Genomic DNA, 20,053 nt, shown 5'->3' on the forward strand with positions numbered 1-20,053 from the left:
CGCCATGCACATCGCGCCATCCTTTCCAAACCTCTCCGTGCTGCTGATCGACGCCAGTCCGCATTACCGGCGGATCATCCGCACGATGCTGTATCAGGCGCAGCTTCACCGCATCTTCGAGGCCGCCGACCTGCCTTCGGCGGCGGCGATCTTCATCCAGAAGCAGCCGAACATCGTCATTCTCGACTGGGATCTGCCGGATAATGGCGGGCCGAAATGCCTGTCGGCGATCCGCTCGCAGAAGACCTCGCCCTTCGCCAAGGCACCCGTGCTGGTGATGATGGAGCGCGCCGACAAGCGCTCGGTCGTCCAGGCGGCGAAGCTCGGCGCGCATGAGATCATCATCAAGCCGATTTCGCCGAACAATCTATGGGTCCATCTTTCCGGCATCATCAACATACCGCGCAAATACCGGGAGACAGCTGGCGTGGTGACGCTGGTGCCGCGCGCCATCAGCAACAACATGTTCTGATGAACACACACCCTGCCGCCGAAATGCCCGAATGATTGACGCTGGCGGCGTGGTTTAGCGAAATTTTTACCAGTCCGGCGCGATGCTTGCGGGCATTATCCAGGGTCGCGCCTTCATGGTCATCACCGTTTCGCTCCCGCCCTTCCTCGGACGCTCCGAGGCGGCTGCCTTTCGCAACCAGCTCCTGGTGGCGCTTGAGCAGAACGAAAGCGTCTCCGTCGAATGCGCCGGAGCCGGCCCGCTGCCGAGTCTCTGGATCCAGCTCCTCCATTCCGCTGCCGTCAGCGCCGTCGCGCGAGGGCTTTCGGTGACGCTCAAGGCGGCTTCCTCCGAATGCCGCGAATCCTTGCGGGCGATCGGCTTCGATGCCGCTCGAAGCCCCCTCGTTCTGGAGTGACAGGCATGAAGATCCTGGCCATCGACGATACGAAGACGCTGCTTGCCCTGCTCACCCTGACCTTGCGCAATGCCGGGCACGAGGTCGCGGAGGCCGAGAACGGCGAGGACGGCCTGACGAAGTTCGAGCAGTTCAAGCCGGATCTTGTCATCACCGACCTCAACATGCCTGTGATGGACGGCATCGAGTTCACGCGCGCCTGCCGCTCGCGGCCCCTGGGGCAGAACACGCCGATCATCGTGCTGACCACCGAGAACGGCGCCGAGATCAAGGCCGAGGGGCGCCGCGCCGGCGCCAGCGCCTGGATGGTCAAGCCCTTCGAACCCAACACCCTGCTCGGCCTCGTCGCCCGCTACCAGAACTGAAGGGCGGCCGATGGATCCGTTGGCAGAACTCAAGCAGACCTTCTTCCAGGAATGCGACGAGCTCCTCGGGGCGCTGGAGCAGAAGCTCCAGGCGCTGGACGAGGGCTCCAGCGATCCGGAGGACGTCAACGCGGCCTTTCGCGCCATCCACTCGATCAAGGGCGGGGCGGGGGCCTTCGGCTGCACCGAGCTCGTCGGTTTCGCCCATGTCTTCGAGGCTTCGCTCGACCATCTGAGGTCGGGCCGCGTCGCGATCGAGGATGCGCCCTTCACGCTCTTCCTGCGCTGCTCGGACGCGGTCGCCGATCTGGTTTCGGCTGCGCGGAACGACGAACCCGCGACCGAACGGCCCGATCTTCTCGCCGCTCTGGAGCAGGTTGGCCAGGAGCCGCGTGCACAGGCGGCGCCAGCGGTGGCTGCGCCGGCGGCGGCCACGCCCGCTGCCGCGCTTCCAGCAACTTCGCCTGCTCCCGCTGCTGATGAGGCGCCTCCGGGCCTGGCCGCTCTCGGCAACCTGCTCGCCATGGTCGAGGCGAAGACCGTCGCGGCGCCGGCCAAAGCCAATGACGATGGCTGGGACGATGACGAACCCGTTGCGGCTCGGATGGCGCTCGCATCCGCGGCCAAGCCCGGCCGCGACGTGCGGCTGCGCATCGCACCCGAAACCGATCTCTTCCGCCGTGTCATCGAGCCGCGCGTGGTGCTGGGCTCGCTGCCGGCCGATGACATCGTGGCGATCCGCTGCGACCTGAGTAAGGTGCCGCCGCTGGAGACGCTCGACGTCACCGATTGCTGGCTGCGCTTCGACGTCGACCTGCGAACCGAACTTTCGATCGAGGAACTGCACGGGCGTTTCGATTTCAGCCTCGCCAACGAGGAATTCGAGATCGAGCTGTCCGATGCAACTCCCGCCGCCGAGCCGGCGCCGGTTGCCGCTGCTCCAGAGCCCGAAGTCCCGACCTCGGTGGCCGCCGATCTTTCGGCGATCCTGGCGAAGCTCGGCCCCGCGCCGGACATGGCGGGGCAACCCGACATCCAGCCCGCTCCGGTTCCCGTGCCGGTCGCGGCTCCCGCTCCCGTCGCCGAAACCGTTCCCGCGGTCCGCGCCGCGCCGCGCGCGCCGGCCAACGACCAGGCCGCGGCGCGCCAGCGCCAGGCGGTCAGCGTGCGTGTCGATCTCGACCGCATCGACAAGCTGATGAACCTCGTCGGCGAGATCGTCATCACCCAGTCGATGCTGGTCGAATGCGTGCGCTCGCTGCCCTATGACGTCTACGCCAAGACGGCCGAAGGCATCCTGACCCTGTCGCGCCAGACGCGCGAATTGCAGGATCACGTCATGGCCGTGCGCGCCCAGCCGGTGAAGGCGGTGTTCCAGCGCATGCCGCGCCTCGTACGTGAGCTCGCTCAGACGCTCGGCAAGGAAGTGCGCCTCGTGCTCGAAGGCGAGAACACCGAGGTCGACAAGACGATCATCGAGGAGCTCGCCGACCCGCTGACCCATATGATCCGCAACTCGATGGATCACGGGCTGGAGACGCCGGACGAGCGCGTGGAGGCCGGCAAGCCGCGCGAAGGAACGATCAGGCTGATCGCCGAACATCGCGCCGGGCGCATCGTGATCTCCGTCACCGATGACGGGCGCGGGATCGGCCGTGACCGCCTGCTCGCCAAGGCGCGCTCGCGCGGCCTCGTGGGAGCCGACGAGAAGCTCGCTCCGGAGGAGATCGACCAGCTGATCTTCGCCGCTGGCCTGTCGACGGCGGAAGCGGTCAGCGACATCTCCGGCCGCGGCGTCGGCATGGATGTGGTGCGCCGCAACGTCGAGTCGCTCGGCGGGCGCATCAGCGTCGATTCCGAGCCCGGCCGAGGCTGCAAGTTCACGCTGGCCTTGCCGCTCACGCTCGCCGTGCTCGAAGGCATGGTGATCCGCTGCGGCGACGACCGCTACGTCATCCCGATCGCCTCGGTGATCGAGACGCAGCATCTCGCCTCGACGCCGATCGAGAAGCTGCCCTTCGGCCAGGAGGTGCTGCGCTGGCGCGGCGAGGTCACGCCGCTGTACCGGCTCGGCGCGGTGATGGGCTCGACCGGCACGACCAACGAGAACATCGTGATCATCGCCGAGACCGAACGCGGCAACAATGTCGGCATTGCGGTCGACGAGATCGTCGGCCAGCAGCAGGTGGTGGTGAAGAGCCTCGAGGCGAATTACGGCGCCGTCAACGGTGCCTCTGCGGCGACGATCCTAGGCGACGGCCTCGTCGCGCTGATCCTGGACATCGACTCCATGCTGCGGCTCGCCGCCTCCGGCGACCGCGCCCCCCTATCTGACCTCAAGATGGCTGGATGACCATGAGCCTCCAACTCGGCGAAAAGCACTTCTCGTCTGCGCAGCCGGAAGCGGCGGCGCGTCGGATCGTCACCTTCAAGGTCGGCGACCGCACCTTCGGCATCGATGTCGGCATGGTCCGCGAGATCAAGGGCTGGCAGGCGACGACGCCGCTGCCGCACGCGGCGCAGCATGTGCGCGGCGTGCTCAACCTGCGCGGCGTCATCCTCGCGGTCTACGATCTGCGCACCGCCATCGGGCTCGGCGTCACCGATGCCACCGCGACCCATGTCATCGTCGTCGTCGATGTCGAGGACAAGACGGCGGGCCTGCTGGTCGACTCGGTCTCCGACATCGTCGACGTGCCGGTCTCGGCCGTGCGCCCGGCGCCCGATCTGGAGCGCGACGAGCATGGCCTGATTGAAGGTCTCGTGCTGCTCGACACCGACATCGTCGCGCTGCTTGATCTTGCCGCGGTGATCCGCGACGGCGGCGTCGAGACCCAAGCCAAGGCCAACCGCGCCGCCTGAGTATCCAGCGACCAGCCCGGCGTAGCGTGAGAGAGCGGGCCAGACCAAGAAACGACCTGACTGCATGGGCAACGCCCTCGGCTCTCTCTCGCATCTGACGGTCAGCCAGCCGCTGACCGCCGCCGGCTCGGCTGTGTTCGCCGGCGGCTTCGCCTATCTCGCAGCCTCGTCCGGCATGCCGGCGGTCGGCGTCGGCGCCGTTTCGGCCGTCGCGCTGCTCGGCGGCCTCGCCGCGTGGGGGGCGACCCGCTCGCTCTCGCCGGTTCGTGAGTCCCTGTCGCGGCTCCTCGCCGCGCGGGGCCAGGCCGCGCCGGCGCGTGCCGCCAAGGAAACCGGCCTGGCTGACGCCCTCGATGGCCTTCACGACGCAATGCTGGAATCCGGCCGCATCCGCGTCGCGCTCGACCATGCCGGCGCCAAGCTGATGATCTGCGATGCCGAGGGCGGCGTCGTCTATGTCAACAAGGCGCTGCTGCGCTTCTTCGGCGAGGCGCAGGAGGATTTCCGTACCGCCTTCCCGGGTTGCTCCGCCAAGGACATGCTCGGGCGCGTGATGGAGCGCGTGCAGGGCGAGCAGGGCTATGGCGCCACGGGTCTGCCCGTCGAGATGGTGCTGGGGCGCCGCACCATCCGCTTCACGCTGACGCCCGTCGCGGCATCCGGGGCGGTCGAGGCCGGCACGGTCGTGGAATGGCAGGAGCTCAGCGAGGCCTTCGTCATGACCGCTGCGGTCAAGGACGCCGTCGCTGCCGCGCTGGAGGGGGATTTCTCCCGGCGGGTCGCCGTCGATCCCAAGGGCGGCGCCTTGGCCGAGGTCGTCGCGGGGATGAACAGCGTCGGAGCCGTGGCGGAAGAGACTTTCGGAGATGTCGCCGAGGTCGTCGGCGCTCTGGTGCAGGGCGATCTTTCCCGGCGCATGACCGGTCGCTATCGCGGCCGGCTCGCGGCGCTGCAGCATGATTTCAACGATGCGCTCGACTGGCTCGGCGAGACCGTGCGCAGGGTCCAGTCGACGGCGGAGCAGGCCGGCCGGGTCGCCGGAGAGATCGCCGCGACGACGGGGGATCTCGCGGCGCGAACCGAGCGCTCCGCGAGCGATCTCGGTGAGGCTTCCGCCGTCGCCGGCCAGATCGCGGCGTCCGCCCGCCAGAGCACGGTCCGCGCGCGCGAGGCCACCGAACTCGCCGGCGAGACGATGGGCGTGGCGCAGGAGGGGCAGAACGTGGTCGGCCAGGCGGTCGACGCGATCGAGCGGATCGAAGGCTCCTCGACACGCATTTCCGACATCGTGGGCGTGATCGACCAGATCGCCTTCCAGACCAACCTACTGGCGTTGAACGCTGCGGTGGAGGCGGCGCGGGCCGGTGATGCCGGCAAGGGCTTCGCCGTCGTCGCCTCGGAGGTGCGCACGCTGGCGCAACGCTCGGCGCAGGCGGCCAAGGATATCAAAGGCGTGATCGCGACCTCGAACGGGCAGGTGGCGGAAGGCGTGCGCTGCGTGCGCGGCACCGGCGAGGCACTCGGCCGCATCGTCGCCGCCGTTGGAAAGGTGTCCTCGACCATTGGCGACATCGCCTCCGAAGCAGCCGAGCAGACCAAGGGCGTCGAGGCGATGAGCGGCAGCGTCACCCAGATGGATGGCGGCATCCGTCAGAACGGCGCCCTGGCGCAGCGCTCGGCTCAGGCCGCCGGGGAACTCCTCGAGCAGGTCGCCGCGCTCGGCGATCTCGTCGCTGGCTTCCACACCGGCGGGGCAGCCTCCACGCAGACGCGGCCGGCGCGCCGTCCCGTGGCCTCGGTGGGGGAATTTGACGCTGCCCCGTCCTCTGCGATTCCTACGCGGCGCGTCGCCAATGGCGGGCGGCATCTCAACGGACGGCCGGGGTTCTGAGCCATGTCGCTATCCGGCATCATCCCGGCCACGATTCCTGCTTCGGCGATCGGCACGGACATCACCCTGACGCGCGAGGACATGAAGTTCATCGCGGCGCTGGTCTATGAGCAGGCCGGCATCGTCATCCGCGAGCACAAGGAAGCGATGACGCGCGGGCGTCTCGCGCGGCGCGTGAAGGCGCTGGGCCTGGGCTCGGTCGCGGAATACTGCGCCTTCCTGAAGACACCGCAGGCGGCGAGCGAATTGCCCGAGCTGATCAACGCGGTGACGACCAACCACACCGCCTTCTTCCGCGAGCGCCACCATTTCGACCATCTACGCCGGGAGGTGATGCCGCGCCTCGTCCAGGAACGTGCCGGCCGGCGCGGGCGCATCCGTATCTGGTCCTCGGCCTGCTCCTCCGGCGAGGAAGCCTATTCGATCGCTGCCACCTGCCGCGAGGCGATCGGCCCGCGCAGCGATCTCGACTTCAGGATCCTGGCTACGGATATCGACACGGATATTCTCGCGCGGGCCGAGGCCGGCATCTACCCGGCTGACCTGTTCGAGCGCCTGCCGGCGGATGTGAAGTCGTCGATGCGGCTGGAAGCCGGTTCCACCCGGGGCGATGCGCGCATCAGCGAGGAGCTGCGCCGGATGGTCGCCTTCAAGCGCCTGAACCTCATCGAGACCTGGCCGATGAAGGGACCTTTCGACGTCATCTTCTGCCGCAACGTCTTCATCTATTTCGACACGCAGACCAAGGCCTCGATCCTCGACCGCTTCGTGGCGCTGCTGTCGCCCGGCGGCTTCCTCTATCTCGGCCATTCGGAATCACTGCCGCAGCCGCATCCCAATCTGCGGCTGATCGGGCGCACCATCTACGAGAGAACAGCATGAGCGTCTCCCGGTCCTCCCGCCGCTATTTCGATCCGCGCTTCGAGGCGACGATCATCACCGTCGCGCCGGGCGAGCACGAGATCACATCGGCCAAGGACGAGATCGTCGCCACCGTGCTGGGCTCCTGCGTCTCGGTATGCCTGCGCGATCCGCAAGCCGGCGTCGGCGGCCTCAACCACTTCCTGCTGCCGAAGAACAATGGCGGCACAGACGCCAGCGCCGGCGAGCGCTATGGCGACACGGCGATGGAGGTGCTGATCAACGCCCTGCTGAAGCGCGGTGCCAGGCGCCAGAATTTCGAGGCCAAGGTGTTCGGCGGCGCGCGCGTGCTCTCGGGCGCCACGATGCTGGCCATCGGCGACGGCAACATCGCCTTCGTCAACGAATTCCTGAAGGTCGAGGGCATTCCCGTGGTCTCGCGGGATGTCGGCGGCACGCGCTCGCGGCGCATCCACTACCAGCCCTCGACCGGGCGGGCCTGGGTGCAGCATGTCCAGCCCACGGCACGCGACAGCGGCCACGAGCAGGAAATCGCCTATCTCAACCGGCTCAAGAGCCAGCCCGTGGCTGGTGAAGTGGAGGTCTGGTGATGAGCATGGCGACATCCTCCGCCGCGCCGGTCAAGGTTCTCGTTGTCGACGATTCCGTGCTGATGCAGAAGCTGATGACGCAGATCATCAACGGGGCGCCGGGTTTCGAGGTGATCGGCGTCGCCGGCAGCGCCGAGGAAGGCTGGGACGCGATCCAGGACCTGCGGCCCGATGTCGTCACGCTCGACCTCGAACTGCCGGGCCGGCACGGCCTCAAGCTCCTCGCGCGGGTTCTGAAGCAGGATCCGCTGCCGGTGCTGATCGTCTCGGCCTTCGGGGGCCCCGGCGCCGACAACACCATCCAGGCGCTGGAGCTCGGCGCCATCGACTTCATCGAGAAGCCGGACGGCACGACCCATACGCTCGAAGGCTTCATGAAGCATCTGGTGGCGGCGCTGCAGCGCGCCGCGGCCAGCCGCAAGATGATCGCCGCCGCCCGGCAGATGGCGCAAGGTGGCGCTCTGGCGCGTCCGACGGCCCTGCCGCGGGAGCCGGCGCGCGCGGGCAGGACCTCCTTGATCGCCATCGGAGCCTCGACGGGCGGCGTGCCGGCCGTGCAGGCGGTGATGCGCGATCTTGCGCATCTGCGGCTGCCGATCGTGGTCGTCCAGCACATGCCGCCCGGCTACACGGCGAAATTCGCCGCGCGGCTGGCGGGCGCCACGGGCCTCGACGTGCGCGAGGCCGCCGATGGCGACCGCCTGAAGCCGGGGATGGCGGTGGTCGCGCCGGGCGGGCCGCGCCATCTCGAGATCGAGGAGCGGCGCGGCGAGTTCGTCTGCGTGCTGAAGGAGGGGCCGCTCGTCAGTGGGCATTCGCCCTCCGTCGACGTGATGTTCCATTCGGTGGCACGCAGTATCGGTTCGCAGGCGGTCGGCATCCTGCTCACCGGCATGGGCCGGGACGGCGCTGACGGTTTGTTAGCCATGCGGAAAGCCGGAGCCGAAACGTTAATCCAAAGCGGGGAGACCTGCGTGGTAAACGGAATGCCGAAAGCGGCCTTCGAGATCGGAGCAGCCGAACGGGTTGTCCCGCTGGACCAGATCGGCACGACGGTGAGCCATCTCATCGGCGATCGCTCGCATCTGCGGACCGCGTGAGGAGAGTGTGATGTCAAAGGCGAGAAGCGACTACCGCATCCTCGTGGTCGACGACCAGAAGAGCATGCGCGGGCTCGCGACCTATTTCCTGAAGCAGATCGAGTTTCAGGATATCGACGAGGCGGAGAACGCCCGCGAGGCGCTGATGAAGATGCAGCAGAAGCGCTACGACCTGCTGCTGCTCGACTGGAACATGGAAGGCATGAGCGGCATCGATCTGCTGCGCGCCATCCGCTCCGTGCCCGAGCTCAACCAGATCAAGATCATCATGGCGACCTCCGAGCGTTCGGTCGACAAGATGGATGAGGCGACCAGCAACGGCGCTGACCATTACGTCGTGAAGCCCTATGAGCTGCGCGACCTCGAGGTGCGGGTGAAGAAGGTCCTCGCCTGCTGAGGCTCCCTCCGCGAGCGTGGCTCGCGGACATGTGCATTGCCGATGCGCCCCGGAGCCGGAAGGTTTCGGGGCGCATCCATTTGCGGGTCGGAGACGTATAAGGGGTCTGACATGGACAGGCGGACGTTGATCGCAGGCCTCGGTGCGCTGGCGGCGTTGCCGGGTCGCGCCGCGGCGCAGGCTGCCGACGCCTATGCCTTCGGTTTCGACAGGCCCGGCAGCGGGCGGCTTGCGCTGTCGGATTATCGCGGCCGGCCGATCCTCGTCGTCAACACCGCGACGCGCTGCGGCTATGCCGGGCAGATGGCGACGCTGGAACAGCTCTGGCAACGCTACCAGCCGCGCGGGCTGATGCTGGTCGCCGTGCCGAGCAATGATTTCGGGGGGCAGGAGCCGCTGGAGGGTGCCGCCATCGCCGAGGCGGCGCGCGAGAGCTATGGTGCGACCTATGCCTTCGTCGAGAAGACCGTGGTGAAGGGTCCGCAGGCGCATCCGTTCTATCGTTGGGCGGCCGCGCAGAAGCCGGCGGAGACGCCGCGCTGGAATTTCCACAAATACCTGATCGGCTCCCATGGCGAGCTCGTCGGCGGCTATCCGGCCGGCACCGATCCACTCTCGCCGCAGCTCGTCAGGGCGATCGGGCAGGAATTACAGGCGGGGTAGCCTCGTTTTCGCTGGAAACGGGAGTCATCCCGGGCTTGACCCGGGATCCATGCCAGAGCGCTTGCGATAAAAGTTCAGGCATGGATCCCGGATCTGCGCTTCGCTGCGTCCGGAGTGACGATGCCGAAACCGTGGGCAGCCTACTTCTTCGGACGGAACGCCGCGATCAGGGCCGGGTCGGTTTCCAGATAAGGCCCCTCGATCAGGTCGATGCAGTAGGGGATCGCCGGCATCACCGCGTCGAGACATTCGGCAATGGCGCGCGGGCGTCCGGGGAGGTTGACGATCAGGGTGCGGCCGCGGATGCCCGCGGTCTGGCGCGAGAGGATCGCGGTCGGAACCTTCGCGAGGCTGACCTGCCGCATCAACTCGCCGAAACCGGGCATCGGCTTCTCGATCACGTCCTCCGTCGCTTCCGGCGTGACGTCGCGCGGTGCGGGGCCGGTGCCGCCGGTGGTGACGACGAGGCAGCAGCCCTCGCGGTCGGACAGTTCGATCAGCGTCTCGGCGATCAGCTTGCGGTCGTCGGGGATGACGCGGGCGACCGCCTCCCAGGGCGAGGTCAGAACGCGGCCGAAATAGTCGCGGATGGCGGGGCCGCCCTCGTCGGCATAGATGCCCGCCGAGGCGCGGTCCGAGACCGTGACGATTCCAATCCGGGCGACAACGGTCATCGTGCGTCTCCAACGAAGCACTCCGGCTCTATCGGCGAGCGGGAAGGGCGGTCAAGCGCGCGCTGTGCGAGCTCTCCTCCTGGTCTGCTCCTCAAGGGTGCTTGGGAGGAGACGCTCTGCCCGATCGGGCTCGGACGGCTTCCCGCAGCCGACGCAGCCACATCCGGCTGAGTGCTGCCGCGCGGGCGAGGCCGATGCGGCTGCGGCCGATGCCGATGAGCGCGTTCCCCATCTCGCGTCGCTCGCCCCAGACATAGGTGCCGGCATCGACGCCGTCGCCGGCGCCGCTGTCGAGGCATTCCGGCGGCGTACCAGCGAGGTCGGCGCGCAGCATCGCGACGGTCAGCGTGCGCCCCGGCGAATGGCGGCCTTGCGTTTCGTCATAGGCGATCTTGAGGAAATGCCGCCGCCCGGCGCTCTCGATCAAAAGGCCCATCGCCAGCGTTTTTCCGTCGAGCAGGAGCGTGTCGACCAGCAGACAGTCTTCCGCCGCGAACAGCGCGGCGAGGCGACGGAAATAGGCGGTATCCTCCGGGATGCAGGCGATGGCGGTTCCCGCCTTGCCCTTCCAGCCGGCGGCTTCGAGCGTCAGGAACGAGTCGAGCGCCTCGACCGCCGCCTGGCCCCGGCTGCGCCGGAAGGTGAGGGCGCCGCTCTTGATGACGGCGCGGAACTGCTGCATCCGCTTCTTGTAAGCGGAGCCCAGCGCGCGGCGCAGATAGCGCTCGGGGTCGTCGCCGGGTTGCGCGATCATCACCGGGCGCGCCCAGCGCTCGCAGGTCGCGATGACGCTGCCGGTGGTGCGACAGGCTTCCGCGAGCGCCGCATGGCCGGGGCCTTCGAGCGGCAGCAGGGGCAAGGCGAGCGTTCGCGGCAGGTCGCCCGAGGCGAGAAGGTAGCGCATCAGCGCGCGCGAGGCCTCGAGCGCATGGTCGCGATCGACCACCGGCAGGGAAGAGACCTCGTAGAGCGGCAGGACCGGCGCGACGAGCACCGCGGCGAAGCCGCTGCGCCAGTCGCGTTCGCGCCGGAATGCCCAGACACCGACCAGTTGCTCGAAGTCCAGCGCCTCGCTGTACCAGGCGCAGAGCACGACGATATCGTCCTCCTCGGCCAGCAGGGTCGCTGCGCTGACGGCAGCCGGCGCCATATGCGGATTGGGCTCGAGCGCATGCCGGGCGAGCTCGGCAAAGGCCGGTCCCAGCGCCGCATAGGCGGCCGGGCCGATACGCCTGACGACGATGCCGCTCACGTCCGGACGCCGTCCCGGTTGCGGCGGCCGAGTTCGCCGCGCAGCGACAGCACGAAGGCGATGACCTGCGCCGTCGCGCGGTAGAGCTCTTCCGGGATCTCGTCGTCGAGTTCGACGGCGGAAAGCGCCTGGGCGAGGACGGCGTTCTGCTCGATGGCGACGTCGTGCTCGCGGCCGGTCTCGACGATGCGTTCGGCCAGCTCGCCCCGGCCCTTGGCGGTGACGCGCGGCGCGCCCTGCCCGTCATATTCGAGCGCGACGGCGATGCGGGGCGGGCGCGGCGCGCTCATGACAGGCGGTCCAGGAACTGGCCGGCGGTCGGCTGCTTTACGCGCGGCTGCCCGGTGTGGATATCGATGGCGCCGCCGGTGAAGTCGGCATGGAGCAGCGCGGTTTCGAGGCCGGGCGCCGCGCCGCGCAGGAGTTTGCTCGTCTCCTCACGCTCGGCCCAGAGGGTGACGCCGACCTCGCGGCCTTGCAGCGTGACCACGCCCTGCAACGGGCCCATCGGCTCGACATCGAGCGCGAAGCGGATGCGCCAGAGCGGCGGCGAGACGCCTTGCGCCTCGCGCCGCGGCGGCTCCTTCTCGACCTGGAGCGGCAGGATCGCGGTGCCGTGCTGGAAGGCGAGGGGGATCTCCGTGAGCCAGCGCTGTGGCTGCGACTGGGCCGGGTCGAGACGCGGGGCATCGAGCGGCAGCGACGCGTATTGCGATAGCTTGATCCGGTCGAGTGCCGCATCGGTCTGGTCGAGCAGCGTCGTGGCGATGGCAAGGGGCTTTTCGCCCGGATGCAGCGTCGGCTCCGATGCGGGCTGCGCGGCGAGCGGACCGTCGCGGCGTGGCGGCGGAACGGGACTACGGCCGTCAGCCGCCGGTTCCGCTGGCGGCATCGCTCCACGCTCCGGTCGGGAGGCTGCCGGCTCGGGCGAGAGCGTCTCGACGATCGGCAGGAGCGTTTCCCGCAAGGCGAGCAGGCCCGTCTTGAGATCGCCGCGCGGCGCTGGCGCCTGCCCGGCGGCGGCGCGGGCTTCCATGAACAGCCCGGAGCCCTGCACGGCCGCCTGCAGGCGTGAGCCGGTCATGATCTGGCGCTCAGCGGGAAAAGCCTGCCGCAGGATCCGGTCGATGGCCGCGAGAAGCGGCTTCGGCAGGGTGAGCGCGACATTGCCCTCGGCGAGGCCGCGCAGATTGGCGAAGAGCGGCGCGAGACTGTCCTGCCGCATCAGCGCCGCGCCCAGCGTCGGGCCGATGGCAATACGTGGCGATACCGGCACGGGGGCTGCGGGCTGTCCTGTCTCGCCGGGTGCCGCTGGCCGGACGGTCGCGTCCATCGGTGGCGATCCCGAGATCGGTTCGACGGATTCAGGCGATGCCAGCGACGAGACCGGCATCGGCGCCGCTGCCGGGACGGCCTGCGTTCCGCGACCGGGCATGGCGTTCGGCAGAGGCCGGGGCGCGTTTTCGGGCAAGGGCCCAGGCGCTGCCGGCGTGGGAGGCCGGCCGGGCTCCAGCGGAGACGCACCAACGGTGGGGGCGGTTACCGCAGGCGGCGGTGTGCTTCCGGCCGGATGCGGGGCCGGGGCGGTGGAAAGAGGAGGCGTGGCGGGAAGGGGCGACGAGGATGCCGGCAAAGCCTGAGCGGGTGCCGGGCTTCCGGTCGGCGGGCGGATCTCGACGAGCGTCGCGCGCAGATCGCCGCCGGGCTGCTCGGGCGCCTCGAGATGCAGGATCAGGGTGGCGCCGGGCTGGAGTGCCGCCTGCTTCGCCTGGGGGCCGGCGAGGACGAGCGCGACCCTGGCCTCGCCGATCGTGGCTGTCGCCGTGCCGTCCGCGTCCAGCGAGATGAGCAGCGCCGCGACCGTCTTGCCGGCCGAAAGCTCGCCGGTCGCGTCGAGCGCCTGCAGCAATCTGGCGAAGTTCTGGCTCAGTATGAGCTGGGCGAGGTTCATCGGGCGGCCATGAATCGATGCCCCAACCTCTCAGGAAAGATTAAGGATTCTCTTGCCGTGCGGAGCTTGCCGCACGGAGCTTGCAAGGCGGCCGCGCGTCGGCGGCGCTGGCGCGGTGGCAGCGCCTGCATCAAGCTCGCCGCCTCGTTCCTAAGGATGATCGCCATGGACTATCGCCGCCTCGGCCGTTCCGGCCTCAAGGTCTCGCCGCTCTGCCTGGGCACGATGATGTTCGGTGGCGCGACGGAAGAGGCGGAATCTCGCCGGATCATCGATCACGCGCATCATGCCGGCATCAATTTCATCGATACGGCCGATGTCTATAATGACGGCCGTTCCGAGGAGGTTACCGGGCGCGCCATCGCCGCGCATCGCCATGACTGGGTGCTGGCGACCAAGGTGGCCAATGTCATGGGCTCCGGCCCCAATCGCGGCGGGCTTTCGCGGCGCTGGGTGATGCAGGCCTGCGAGGACAGCCTGCGCCGGCTCGGCACCGAGGTCATCGACATCTACTATCTGCACAAGGAAGACCACCAGACGCCGCTGGAGGAGACCGTCCACGCCATCGGCGACCTGGTGCGCCAGGGCAAGATCCGGCATTTCGGCATCTCGAACTACCGCTCCTGGCGGCTCGCCGAGATCTGCCGGCTCTGCGACGATCTCGGCATCGACCGGCCCGTTGTCAGCCAACCCTACTACAACGCGATGAACCGCATGCCCGAGGTCGAGCATCTGCCGGCCTGCGGCTATTACGGGCTCGGCGTCGCCTCCTATTCGCCGCTGGCGCGCGGCGTGCTCACCGCGAAATACGCGCCCGGCCAGGCGCCGGCGGAGGGCACGCGCGCCGGGCGCGGCGACAAGCGCATCCTCCAGGCCGAATGGCGCGAGGAGAGCCTCGTCATCGCGCAGACGATCAAGGAGCACGCGGCGAAGCGCGGGCTCAGCCCGATCCAGTTCGCGGTGTGCTGGGTGCTGAACAACACCCTCCTGACCGCGGCCATCGCCGGGCCGCGCACCTTCGAGCAGTGGCAGGCCTATCTGTCGGCGCTGGATGTCGATTTCACCGGGGAGGACGAGGCGCTGGTGGATTCGCTCGTGCCGCCCGGCCATCCCTCGACCCCGGGCTACAGCGACCCGGCCTATCCGCTGGAAGGGCGCGTCAGCCGGGTCTGACGAGGCTGCTCGCCTCCCGTCATTGCGAGGAGCGAAGCGACGAAGCAATCCAGAGGGGCTGCGTGCGACGTCCAGCCCTATCCCCTGGATTGCTTCGCTGCGCTCGCAATGACGGCTGCGGCAGACTCGTCGCTTCAATTCATCATGCAGAAGCCGCCGACGACGAGCTGGGTGCCGCACCAGGGTTTCTTGTCGTCACCGTTCGTGCTGAGCCGCAGCGGCACCGGCTCGTCTTGTTTCGCACTGGATGGCGGGAAGGGCACGCGCTGCGGCTGATCGTTGGCCGCTGCCTGGGTACGGCTTGCCGCGGCGGCGCCCGGAATGACGATGATGCCGCGGCTGACCTTGGCTGCCGGCGCGCTGCTGCGCCCGGCAAGGCGAAACCGTGCGGCCTCCGCCTGCAAGGGCAGGAGGGCGGCTGCGGCGACGAGGCAGGCGATGGCGGCGATGCGGCGCATGGCGGTCTCCCGATCACGGGCCAGCATGCCGCGATCTGCCGCAAGGGCAAGCAAAGCCTGGGATCAGCATCAGCGAGGCGTTAACGGGATTGTCAGGCTGCAGCGCGTGGTCGCGTCAGGCTCTCCCATGCCGCCATGGCGCCTCGCACGATCGCTTCCAGCAACGGACGCGAAGCGCCGTCGCGGGCCTGGATCGACATGCCCTGCTGGACGGTGACGTAGTAGCTGGCGATCGCCTGGCGATCGAGCGAGGTGGGCAGCTCGCCTTCAGCGGCGGCGCGGCTCAATCGCTCCTCGATCATCGTGATGCTGCCGGCCCGCATCTCGCGCAGGATGCGGCTGGTTTCCTCGCCGACGCCAACCGCGTTGACAGCCGAGAGCACGACCATGCAGCCGGGCGGGCGGCCCGGCCGGGTGAAGGTCGCGGCGCTGGCCATGAGATAGCCCTCGATGGCTGCCCGCGCCGTTGGCGCATCGCTCAAGGGTGCGAGAATGTCGTCGCTCTCGGTCGCGGCAAAATGGCTGATGGCCTCGCGGTAGAGTTCTTCCTTGCTGCCGAATGCGGCGTAGAGGCTCGGTGAATTGATGCCCATCGCTTCGGTGAGGTCGCTCATCGAGGCCGCTTGATAGCCGCGCTCCCAGAACACATCCATCGCGCGCTCCAGCGCGGCCTGCCGGTCGAAACTGCGTGGACGGCCCCGTTCGGCCATGCGCCGAGCTCCTCGAAATTTATTCTGTGACGTTCATTATATATTTCGCTTGACGGCTGCCGGCAAGCGCGGCATCGATTGTGTATCGATCATCACAGAAATGGAGCTTGTCATGTCACGCCTTGCCGGAAAGCGCGCGCTCGTCACCGGCGGCAGCCGCGGAATCGGCGCCGCCATCGCTCGCAGGCTCGCCGCCGAGGGGGCCGATGTCGCGCTGACCTATGAACGCTCCGCCGACAAGGCGGCTGCGGTCGTCAGGGAGGTCGAGGCCCTCGGCCGCAAGGGTTTCGCCATCGCAGCCGACAGCGCCGACCCTGGGGCGATGACGCGTGCCGTCGATGATGCTGTGAAGGCGCTCGGCGGCCTCGATATCCTCGTCAACAATGCCGGGATCTTCCGCGGTGGCCCGGTGGCCGATTGGAGCCTTGCCGATATCGACGCGACGCTGGCCGTCAATGTCCGCGCGGTGGTGCTGGCCTCGCAGGCCGCGGCGGCACATCTGGGCGAGGGCGGGCGGATCATCTCGACCGGCTCCTGCCTCGCCGATCGCGTCGTCGAGCCCAATGTCACGCTTTACGCGATGAGCAAGGCTGCGCTGATCGGCTTCACCAAGGGGCTGGCGCGCGATCTCGGCCCACGCGGCATCACGGTCAACATCGTCCATCCCGGCTCGACCGATACCGACATGAATCCGGCCCATGGCGAGCGGGCCGATGCCCAGCGGGCGCGCATGGCGATCCCGCGCTACGGCAAGCCGGAGGATATCGCCGGGCTCGTCGCCTATCTCGCCAGCGAGGAGGCGCGCTTCATCACCGGCGCCGGCTTCGCCATCGATGGCGGCGTGAACACCTGACGGCGGGCTTAGTGCCCGGGCAGGACGATCACGGTGGGCGTCGCCGGCAAGGCCGCCTTGCTCACCGTGATCGACGACGTGTCGCGGCGCTCGACCGGCCAGAGCCCTTTGGTCCGGGACAGGAAGCGTTCGAGCGTGCCGCCACCGAAGAAATGCATCGGGATCATCACGCGGGCCTGCAGCGATTTCAGCACCTCCAGCATCCCCTCCTGATCGAGGGTATAGCTGCCGTCGACGGGGAAGAGCACGACATCGACGCGGCCGAGCGCCCGCAGATGGCCGGGTTCCAGCGGGTGGTGCAGGTGGCCGAGATGGGCGATGCAGAGATCGCCGATCTCGAAGACGAAGATCGAGTTGCCGTCATAGTCGGTGCCGCCATCATAGGTGCGGATATTGGTCGGCACGTTGCGCACGCGGACGTCGCCGAAGGTGACGTCGTGCTTCGCGGCGCCTTTTCCCTCCGGATCCCAGCCCCGCAGGATCAGCTTGATCGCCGGGTCGGGACGATTGGAGTAGTGCGTCGAGTGCGCCTTGTTCATCGTGGCGATGTCGGGCGTCACTGGCGGGCGGACATAGTCGTTGTAGTCGGTCGCGATCTTCACCCCGCCCGGCGTCTCGATCAGGAAGGTGGCGTGGCCGACGAAGGTCAGCCTTGCCTCGTCCTTCGTGAGCTGGACGCGCTGGATCGGCAGGCGATAGCTCGCCATCTCCGGACGGCAGCCGGGCTCGTTCGACTGGGCGCGGGCGTGGGCCGTCGCCAGCAGCGCGAAGGTGAGGCTCGCAAGCAGGCGCAACAGGATGGCGGGCAGGCTCACTGGCGGGCTCCAGCAGCATTCGGGCCAAATGAGTTCAGGTCACGGGAGCTTCCGGCAAAAGTCGTGCCGGGGGAAGGGGCCGCGCGCCGAGATGGCGGTTTCGTGACGGCGCTGGACAGAGCTTCTGCCTTCGGGCAATCGGGGCGTTCCGTCTTCGCGAGGACGCCATGTCGGTCGCAAACCGCCTCAGATTCGTAGCTCTGCTGTTCCTGGCCGGCGGCCTCGTCGCGTTCTTCTATGTTTTCCGGATTTCCGGCTGGGAGCGGGTCGATGGCGGCGCGCGCTTCCTCATTCCCGACACGGACGGGAAGCAATTCGTGAAGGCGGAGATACTGCCCCTGCTCGGCCAGTATGGCGGCATCGCCATCGGCTTGAGCGTCGTGCTGCTGATCTTCGCGCAGATCGCCGCGATGCGCCAACGCCGCGCGACCGCGGAGGGAAGGCCGCAGCCTCAGCCGGCCAGGATGAGGCCGCTTCGCTTCATCGCGCTCGTCGTGCTCTCGACCGTGATCGGATGCGGCCTGACGATCGGCTATCGCTGGTACGACTATGTCGCCAATGCCGCGAGCCCCTATGACGAGATTGGCATCGACATCAACAGCCGCCTGCCCGAGCCCTTGCGCGCCTGGGGCTGCAGCCGCTTGAAAGAGCGGTTCGCGCGCGCAATCCCGCCCTATGGCTGCAGCGATGCCAGCGGGCGCGCCTGGCGCTGAGACCGCGAATATGCCTCGTGCCGGCCTGCTCGCGGTTGCGGGCTTTGGCCGCGCTCGCTACATAGCGGCCAGATTTCCCGACATCCCGTCGCCAAGCGTTTGAAAGCGGAGCCCGCTCGCCCCATGTCCCGTCAGTTCATCTACCATATGCGCGGCCTGTCCAAGACCTATCCGGGCGGCAAGCAGGTGCTGAAGGACATCCACCTGTCCTTCTACCCGGACGCCAAGATCGGCGTGCTCGGCGTCAACGGTGCCGGTAAGTCGACCCTGCTCAAGATCATGGCCGGGTTCGACAAGGAGTGGACCGGCGAGGCCTGGGTCGCGGAAGGCGCGCGCGTCGGCTACCTGCCGCAGGAGCCGAAGCTCGACGAGACGCTGAATGTCCGTGACAACATCATGCTCGGCGTGGCCCCGCAGAAGGCGATCCTCGACCGCTACAACGAGCTCGCCATGAACTATTCGGACGAGACCGCCGACGAGATGACCAATCTCCAGGACGAGATCGAGGCGAAGGGGCTGTGGGATCTCGATTCCAAGGTCGACCAGGCGATGGACGCGCTGCGCTGCCCGCCGGACGACTGGGCCGTCGACAAGCTCTCGGGCGGCGAGCGTCGCCGCGTCGCACTCTGCAAGCTGCTGCTGGAACAGCCGGAGCTCTTGCTGCTCGACGAGCCGACCAACCATCTCGACGCCGAGACCACTGCCTGGCTCGAAGGCCATCTGCGGAGCTATCCGGGCGCGATCCTGATCGTCACCCACGATCGCTACTTCCTCGATAACGTCACGAGCTGGATCCTCGAGCTCGATCGCGGCCAGGGCATCCCCTATGAGGGGAATTACTCGTCCTGGTCGGTGCAGAAGCAGAAGCGTCTCGCCCAGGAAGGCCGAGAGGACGTCTCGCGTCAGAAGACCCTGGAGCGCGAGCAGGAATGGATCTCGGCCTCGCCGAAAGCGCGCCAGGCCAAGAGCAAGGCCCGCATCCAGCGCTATGACGAGCTGGTGCAGAAGGCCTCGAACAAGGGGCCCGACACCGCCCAGATCATCATTCCGATCGCCGAGCGGCTGGGTAACAACGTCGTCGATTTCGAGGATCTGTCGAAGGGCTTCCAGGACAAGCTCCTAATCGACGGGCTCTCCTTCAAGCTGCCGCCGGGCGGCATCGTCGGCGTGATCGGCCCCAACGGCGCCGGCAAGACGACGCTGTTCAAGATGATCACCGGCGTCGAGACGCCCGATGCCGGCACGATCAAGATCGGCGAGAGCGTCCAGCTCGGCTATGTCGATCAGAGCCGCGACTCGCTGGATGACAAGAAGAACGTCTGGGAGGAGATCTCGGGCGGCAACGACATCATCTATCTCGGCAAGAAAGAGATCAATTCGCGGGCCTATTGCTCGGCCTTCAACTTCAAGGGCGGCGACCAGCAGAAGAAGGTCGGCTCGCTCTCGGGCGGCGAGCGCAACCGCGTCCATCTCGCCAAGATGCTGAAGAGCGGTGCCAACGTCCTGCTGCTCGACGAGCCGACCAACGACCTCGACGTCGATACGCTGCGCGCGCTCGAAGAGGCGCTGGAGGATTACGCCGGCTGCGCCGTGATCATCAGCCACGATCGCTGGTTCCTCGACCGCATCGCGACCCACATCCTCGCCTTCGAGGGCGACAGCCATGTCGAGTGGTTCGAGGGCAACTTCGCCGAATACGAGGAGGACAAGCAGCGCCGCCTCGGTATCGACTCGACCATCCCGAAGCGCATCCAGTACAAGAAGTTCACGCGCTGAGCCTTCCGATTCGGAACTGAAAAAGCCCCGCGACAGCTCGTCTGTCGCGGGGCTTTTCC

General features: G+C 68.0%; 22 protein-coding genes. 15 read left to right on the forward strand and 7 right to left on the reverse strand.

Annotated features, from left to right (window positions below; genetic code table 11):
- Window positions 1–4 precede the first annotated feature (4 nt).
- The 11 genes from IED13_RS08610 (at window position 5) to IED13_RS08660 (ending at window position 9,619) form a co-directional block, all read left to right on the forward strand.
- The gene (locus IED13_RS08610; RefSeq protein ID WP_038358947.1) at window positions 5–472 is read left to right on the forward strand and encodes a response regulator; all 468 of its coding nucleotides are present in this window, start codon (window positions 5–7) and stop codon (window positions 470–472) included.
- Between the two features lie 82 nt (window positions 473–554).
- A complete protein-coding gene (locus IED13_RS08615) occupies window positions 555–869 on the forward strand; it encodes an STAS domain-containing protein (RefSeq protein WP_038358944.1) in 315 nt (104 codons plus the stop codon).
- A gap of 5 nt (window positions 870–874) precedes the next feature.
- On the forward strand, window positions 875–1,234 hold the full coding sequence (locus IED13_RS08620; protein ID WP_038358941.1) for a response regulator: 360 nt from the start codon (window positions 875–877) through the stop codon (window positions 1,232–1,234).
- A 10-nt stretch (window positions 1,235–1,244) separates the two neighbouring features.
- Entirely contained in the window at window positions 1,245–3,587 is a 2,343-nt protein-coding gene (locus tag IED13_RS08625; protein WP_191123930.1) for a chemotaxis protein CheA, read from the forward strand.
- The gene (locus tag IED13_RS08630; RefSeq protein ID WP_081925128.1) at window positions 3,584–4,096 is read left to right on the forward strand and encodes a chemotaxis protein CheW; all 513 of its coding nucleotides are present in this window, start codon (window positions 3,584–3,586) and stop codon (window positions 4,094–4,096) included. Before IED13_RS08625 ends, IED13_RS08630 begins: the two co-directional genes overlap by 4 nt.
- A gap of 64 nt (window positions 4,097–4,160) precedes the next feature.
- Window positions 4,161–5,987 (forward strand): methyl-accepting chemotaxis protein, encoded by a 1,827-nt coding sequence (locus tag IED13_RS08635; protein ID WP_191123931.1) that lies wholly within the window; start codon window positions 4,161–4,163, stop codon window positions 5,985–5,987.
- Window positions 5,988–5,990: 3 nt separating this feature from the next.
- On the forward strand, window positions 5,991–6,869 hold the full coding sequence (locus tag IED13_RS08640) for a CheR family methyltransferase (RefSeq protein WP_191123932.1): 879 nt from the start codon (window positions 5,991–5,993) through the stop codon (window positions 6,867–6,869).
- Window positions 6,866–7,459, forward strand: coding sequence for a hypothetical protein (locus IED13_RS08645; RefSeq protein WP_038358937.1), 594 nt, complete (start codon window positions 6,866–6,868; stop codon window positions 7,457–7,459). Before IED13_RS08640 ends, IED13_RS08645 begins: the two co-directional genes overlap by 4 nt.
- A complete protein-coding gene (gene cheB, locus IED13_RS08650; protein WP_191123933.1) occupies window positions 7,459–8,559 on the forward strand; it encodes a chemotaxis-specific protein-glutamate methyltransferase CheB in 1,101 nt (366 codons plus the stop codon). Before IED13_RS08645 ends, cheB begins: the two co-directional genes overlap by 1 nt.
- 10 nt (window positions 8,560–8,569) lie before the next feature.
- Window positions 8,570–8,956: a response regulator gene (locus IED13_RS08655; RefSeq protein WP_038358933.1), complete on the forward strand. Its 387-nt coding sequence runs from the start codon at window positions 8,570–8,572 to the stop codon at window positions 8,954–8,956.
- 111 nt (window positions 8,957–9,067) lie between these two features.
- Window positions 9,068–9,619, forward strand: coding sequence for a glutathione peroxidase (locus tag IED13_RS08660; protein ID WP_112765310.1), 552 nt, complete (start codon window positions 9,068–9,070; stop codon window positions 9,617–9,619).
- Between the two features lie 140 nt (window positions 9,620–9,759).
- Here IED13_RS08660 and mog read toward each other — a convergent pair whose 3' ends face one another.
- From mog to fliK, 4 genes are all read right to left on the reverse strand, one after another.
- Window positions 9,760–10,293: a molybdopterin adenylyltransferase gene (mog, locus tag IED13_RS08665; RefSeq protein ID WP_038358930.1), complete on the reverse strand. Its 534-nt coding sequence runs from the start codon at window positions 10,291–10,293 to the stop codon at window positions 9,760–9,762.
- Between the two features lie 91 nt (window positions 10,294–10,384).
- Window positions 10,385–11,545, reverse strand: a complete 1,161-nt coding sequence (locus tag IED13_RS29195; RefSeq protein WP_191123934.1) for a GNAT family N-acetyltransferase — start codon at window positions 11,543–11,545, stop codon at window positions 10,385–10,387.
- Window positions 11,542–11,835, reverse strand: a complete 294-nt coding sequence (locus tag IED13_RS08675) for an EscU/YscU/HrcU family type III secretion system export apparatus switch protein (protein ID WP_112765307.1) — start codon at window positions 11,833–11,835, stop codon at window positions 11,542–11,544. The genes IED13_RS29195 and IED13_RS08675 overlap by 4 nt, the downstream gene beginning before the upstream one ends.
- Window positions 11,832–13,496 (reverse strand): flagellar hook-length control protein FliK, encoded by a 1,665-nt coding sequence (fliK, locus tag IED13_RS29080; protein WP_191123935.1) that lies wholly within the window; start codon window positions 13,494–13,496, stop codon window positions 11,832–11,834. Before fliK ends, IED13_RS08675 begins: the two co-directional genes overlap by 4 nt.
- A gap of 165 nt (window positions 13,497–13,661) precedes the next feature.
- Between fliK and IED13_RS08685 the strand changes: the two genes are divergently transcribed.
- Entirely contained in the window at window positions 13,662–14,669 is a 1,008-nt protein-coding gene (locus IED13_RS08685) for an aldo/keto reductase (RefSeq protein WP_038358921.1), read from the forward strand.
- A gap of 134 nt (window positions 14,670–14,803) precedes the next feature.
- On the opposite strand, the gene IED13_RS08690 is transcribed toward IED13_RS08685, so the two are convergent.
- The gene (locus tag IED13_RS08690; RefSeq protein WP_191123936.1) at window positions 14,804–15,127 is read right to left on the reverse strand and encodes a hypothetical protein; all 324 of its coding nucleotides are present in this window, start codon (window positions 15,125–15,127) and stop codon (window positions 14,804–14,806) included.
- A 92-nt stretch (window positions 15,128–15,219) separates the two neighbouring features.
- The gene (locus IED13_RS08695; protein WP_191123937.1) at window positions 15,220–15,837 is read right to left on the reverse strand and encodes a TetR/AcrR family transcriptional regulator; all 618 of its coding nucleotides are present in this window, start codon (window positions 15,835–15,837) and stop codon (window positions 15,220–15,222) included.
- Between the two features lie 112 nt (window positions 15,838–15,949).
- Between IED13_RS08695 and IED13_RS08700 the strand changes: the two genes are divergently transcribed.
- Window positions 15,950–16,690, forward strand: coding sequence for a 3-oxoacyl-ACP reductase family protein (locus IED13_RS08700; protein WP_191123938.1), 741 nt, complete (start codon window positions 15,950–15,952; stop codon window positions 16,688–16,690).
- Between the two features lie 8 nt (window positions 16,691–16,698).
- Here IED13_RS08700 and IED13_RS08705 read toward each other — a convergent pair whose 3' ends face one another.
- Window positions 16,699–17,505, reverse strand: coding sequence for an MBL fold metallo-hydrolase (locus IED13_RS08705; RefSeq protein ID WP_260368405.1), 807 nt, complete (start codon window positions 17,503–17,505; stop codon window positions 16,699–16,701).
- Between the two features lie 167 nt (window positions 17,506–17,672).
- On the opposite strand from IED13_RS08705, the gene IED13_RS28755 reads away from it, so the two are divergent.
- Both IED13_RS28755 and ettA read left to right on the forward strand, forming a co-directional pair.
- Window positions 17,673–18,218, forward strand: coding sequence for a hypothetical protein (locus IED13_RS28755; protein WP_248311086.1), 546 nt, complete (start codon window positions 17,673–17,675; stop codon window positions 18,216–18,218).
- A gap of 123 nt (window positions 18,219–18,341) precedes the next feature.
- Complete coding sequence (ettA, locus tag IED13_RS08715) at window positions 18,342–19,994, forward strand: energy-dependent translational throttle protein EttA (RefSeq protein ID WP_191123939.1); 1,653 nt, start codon at window positions 18,342–18,344, stop codon at window positions 19,992–19,994.
- The last annotated feature ends 59 nt before the right edge of the window (window positions 19,995–20,053 follow it).

Source organism: Allobosea spartocytisi, assembly GCF_014764685.1.
GTDB lineage: Bacteria > Pseudomonadota > Alphaproteobacteria > Rhizobiales > Beijerinckiaceae > Allobosea > Allobosea spartocytisi.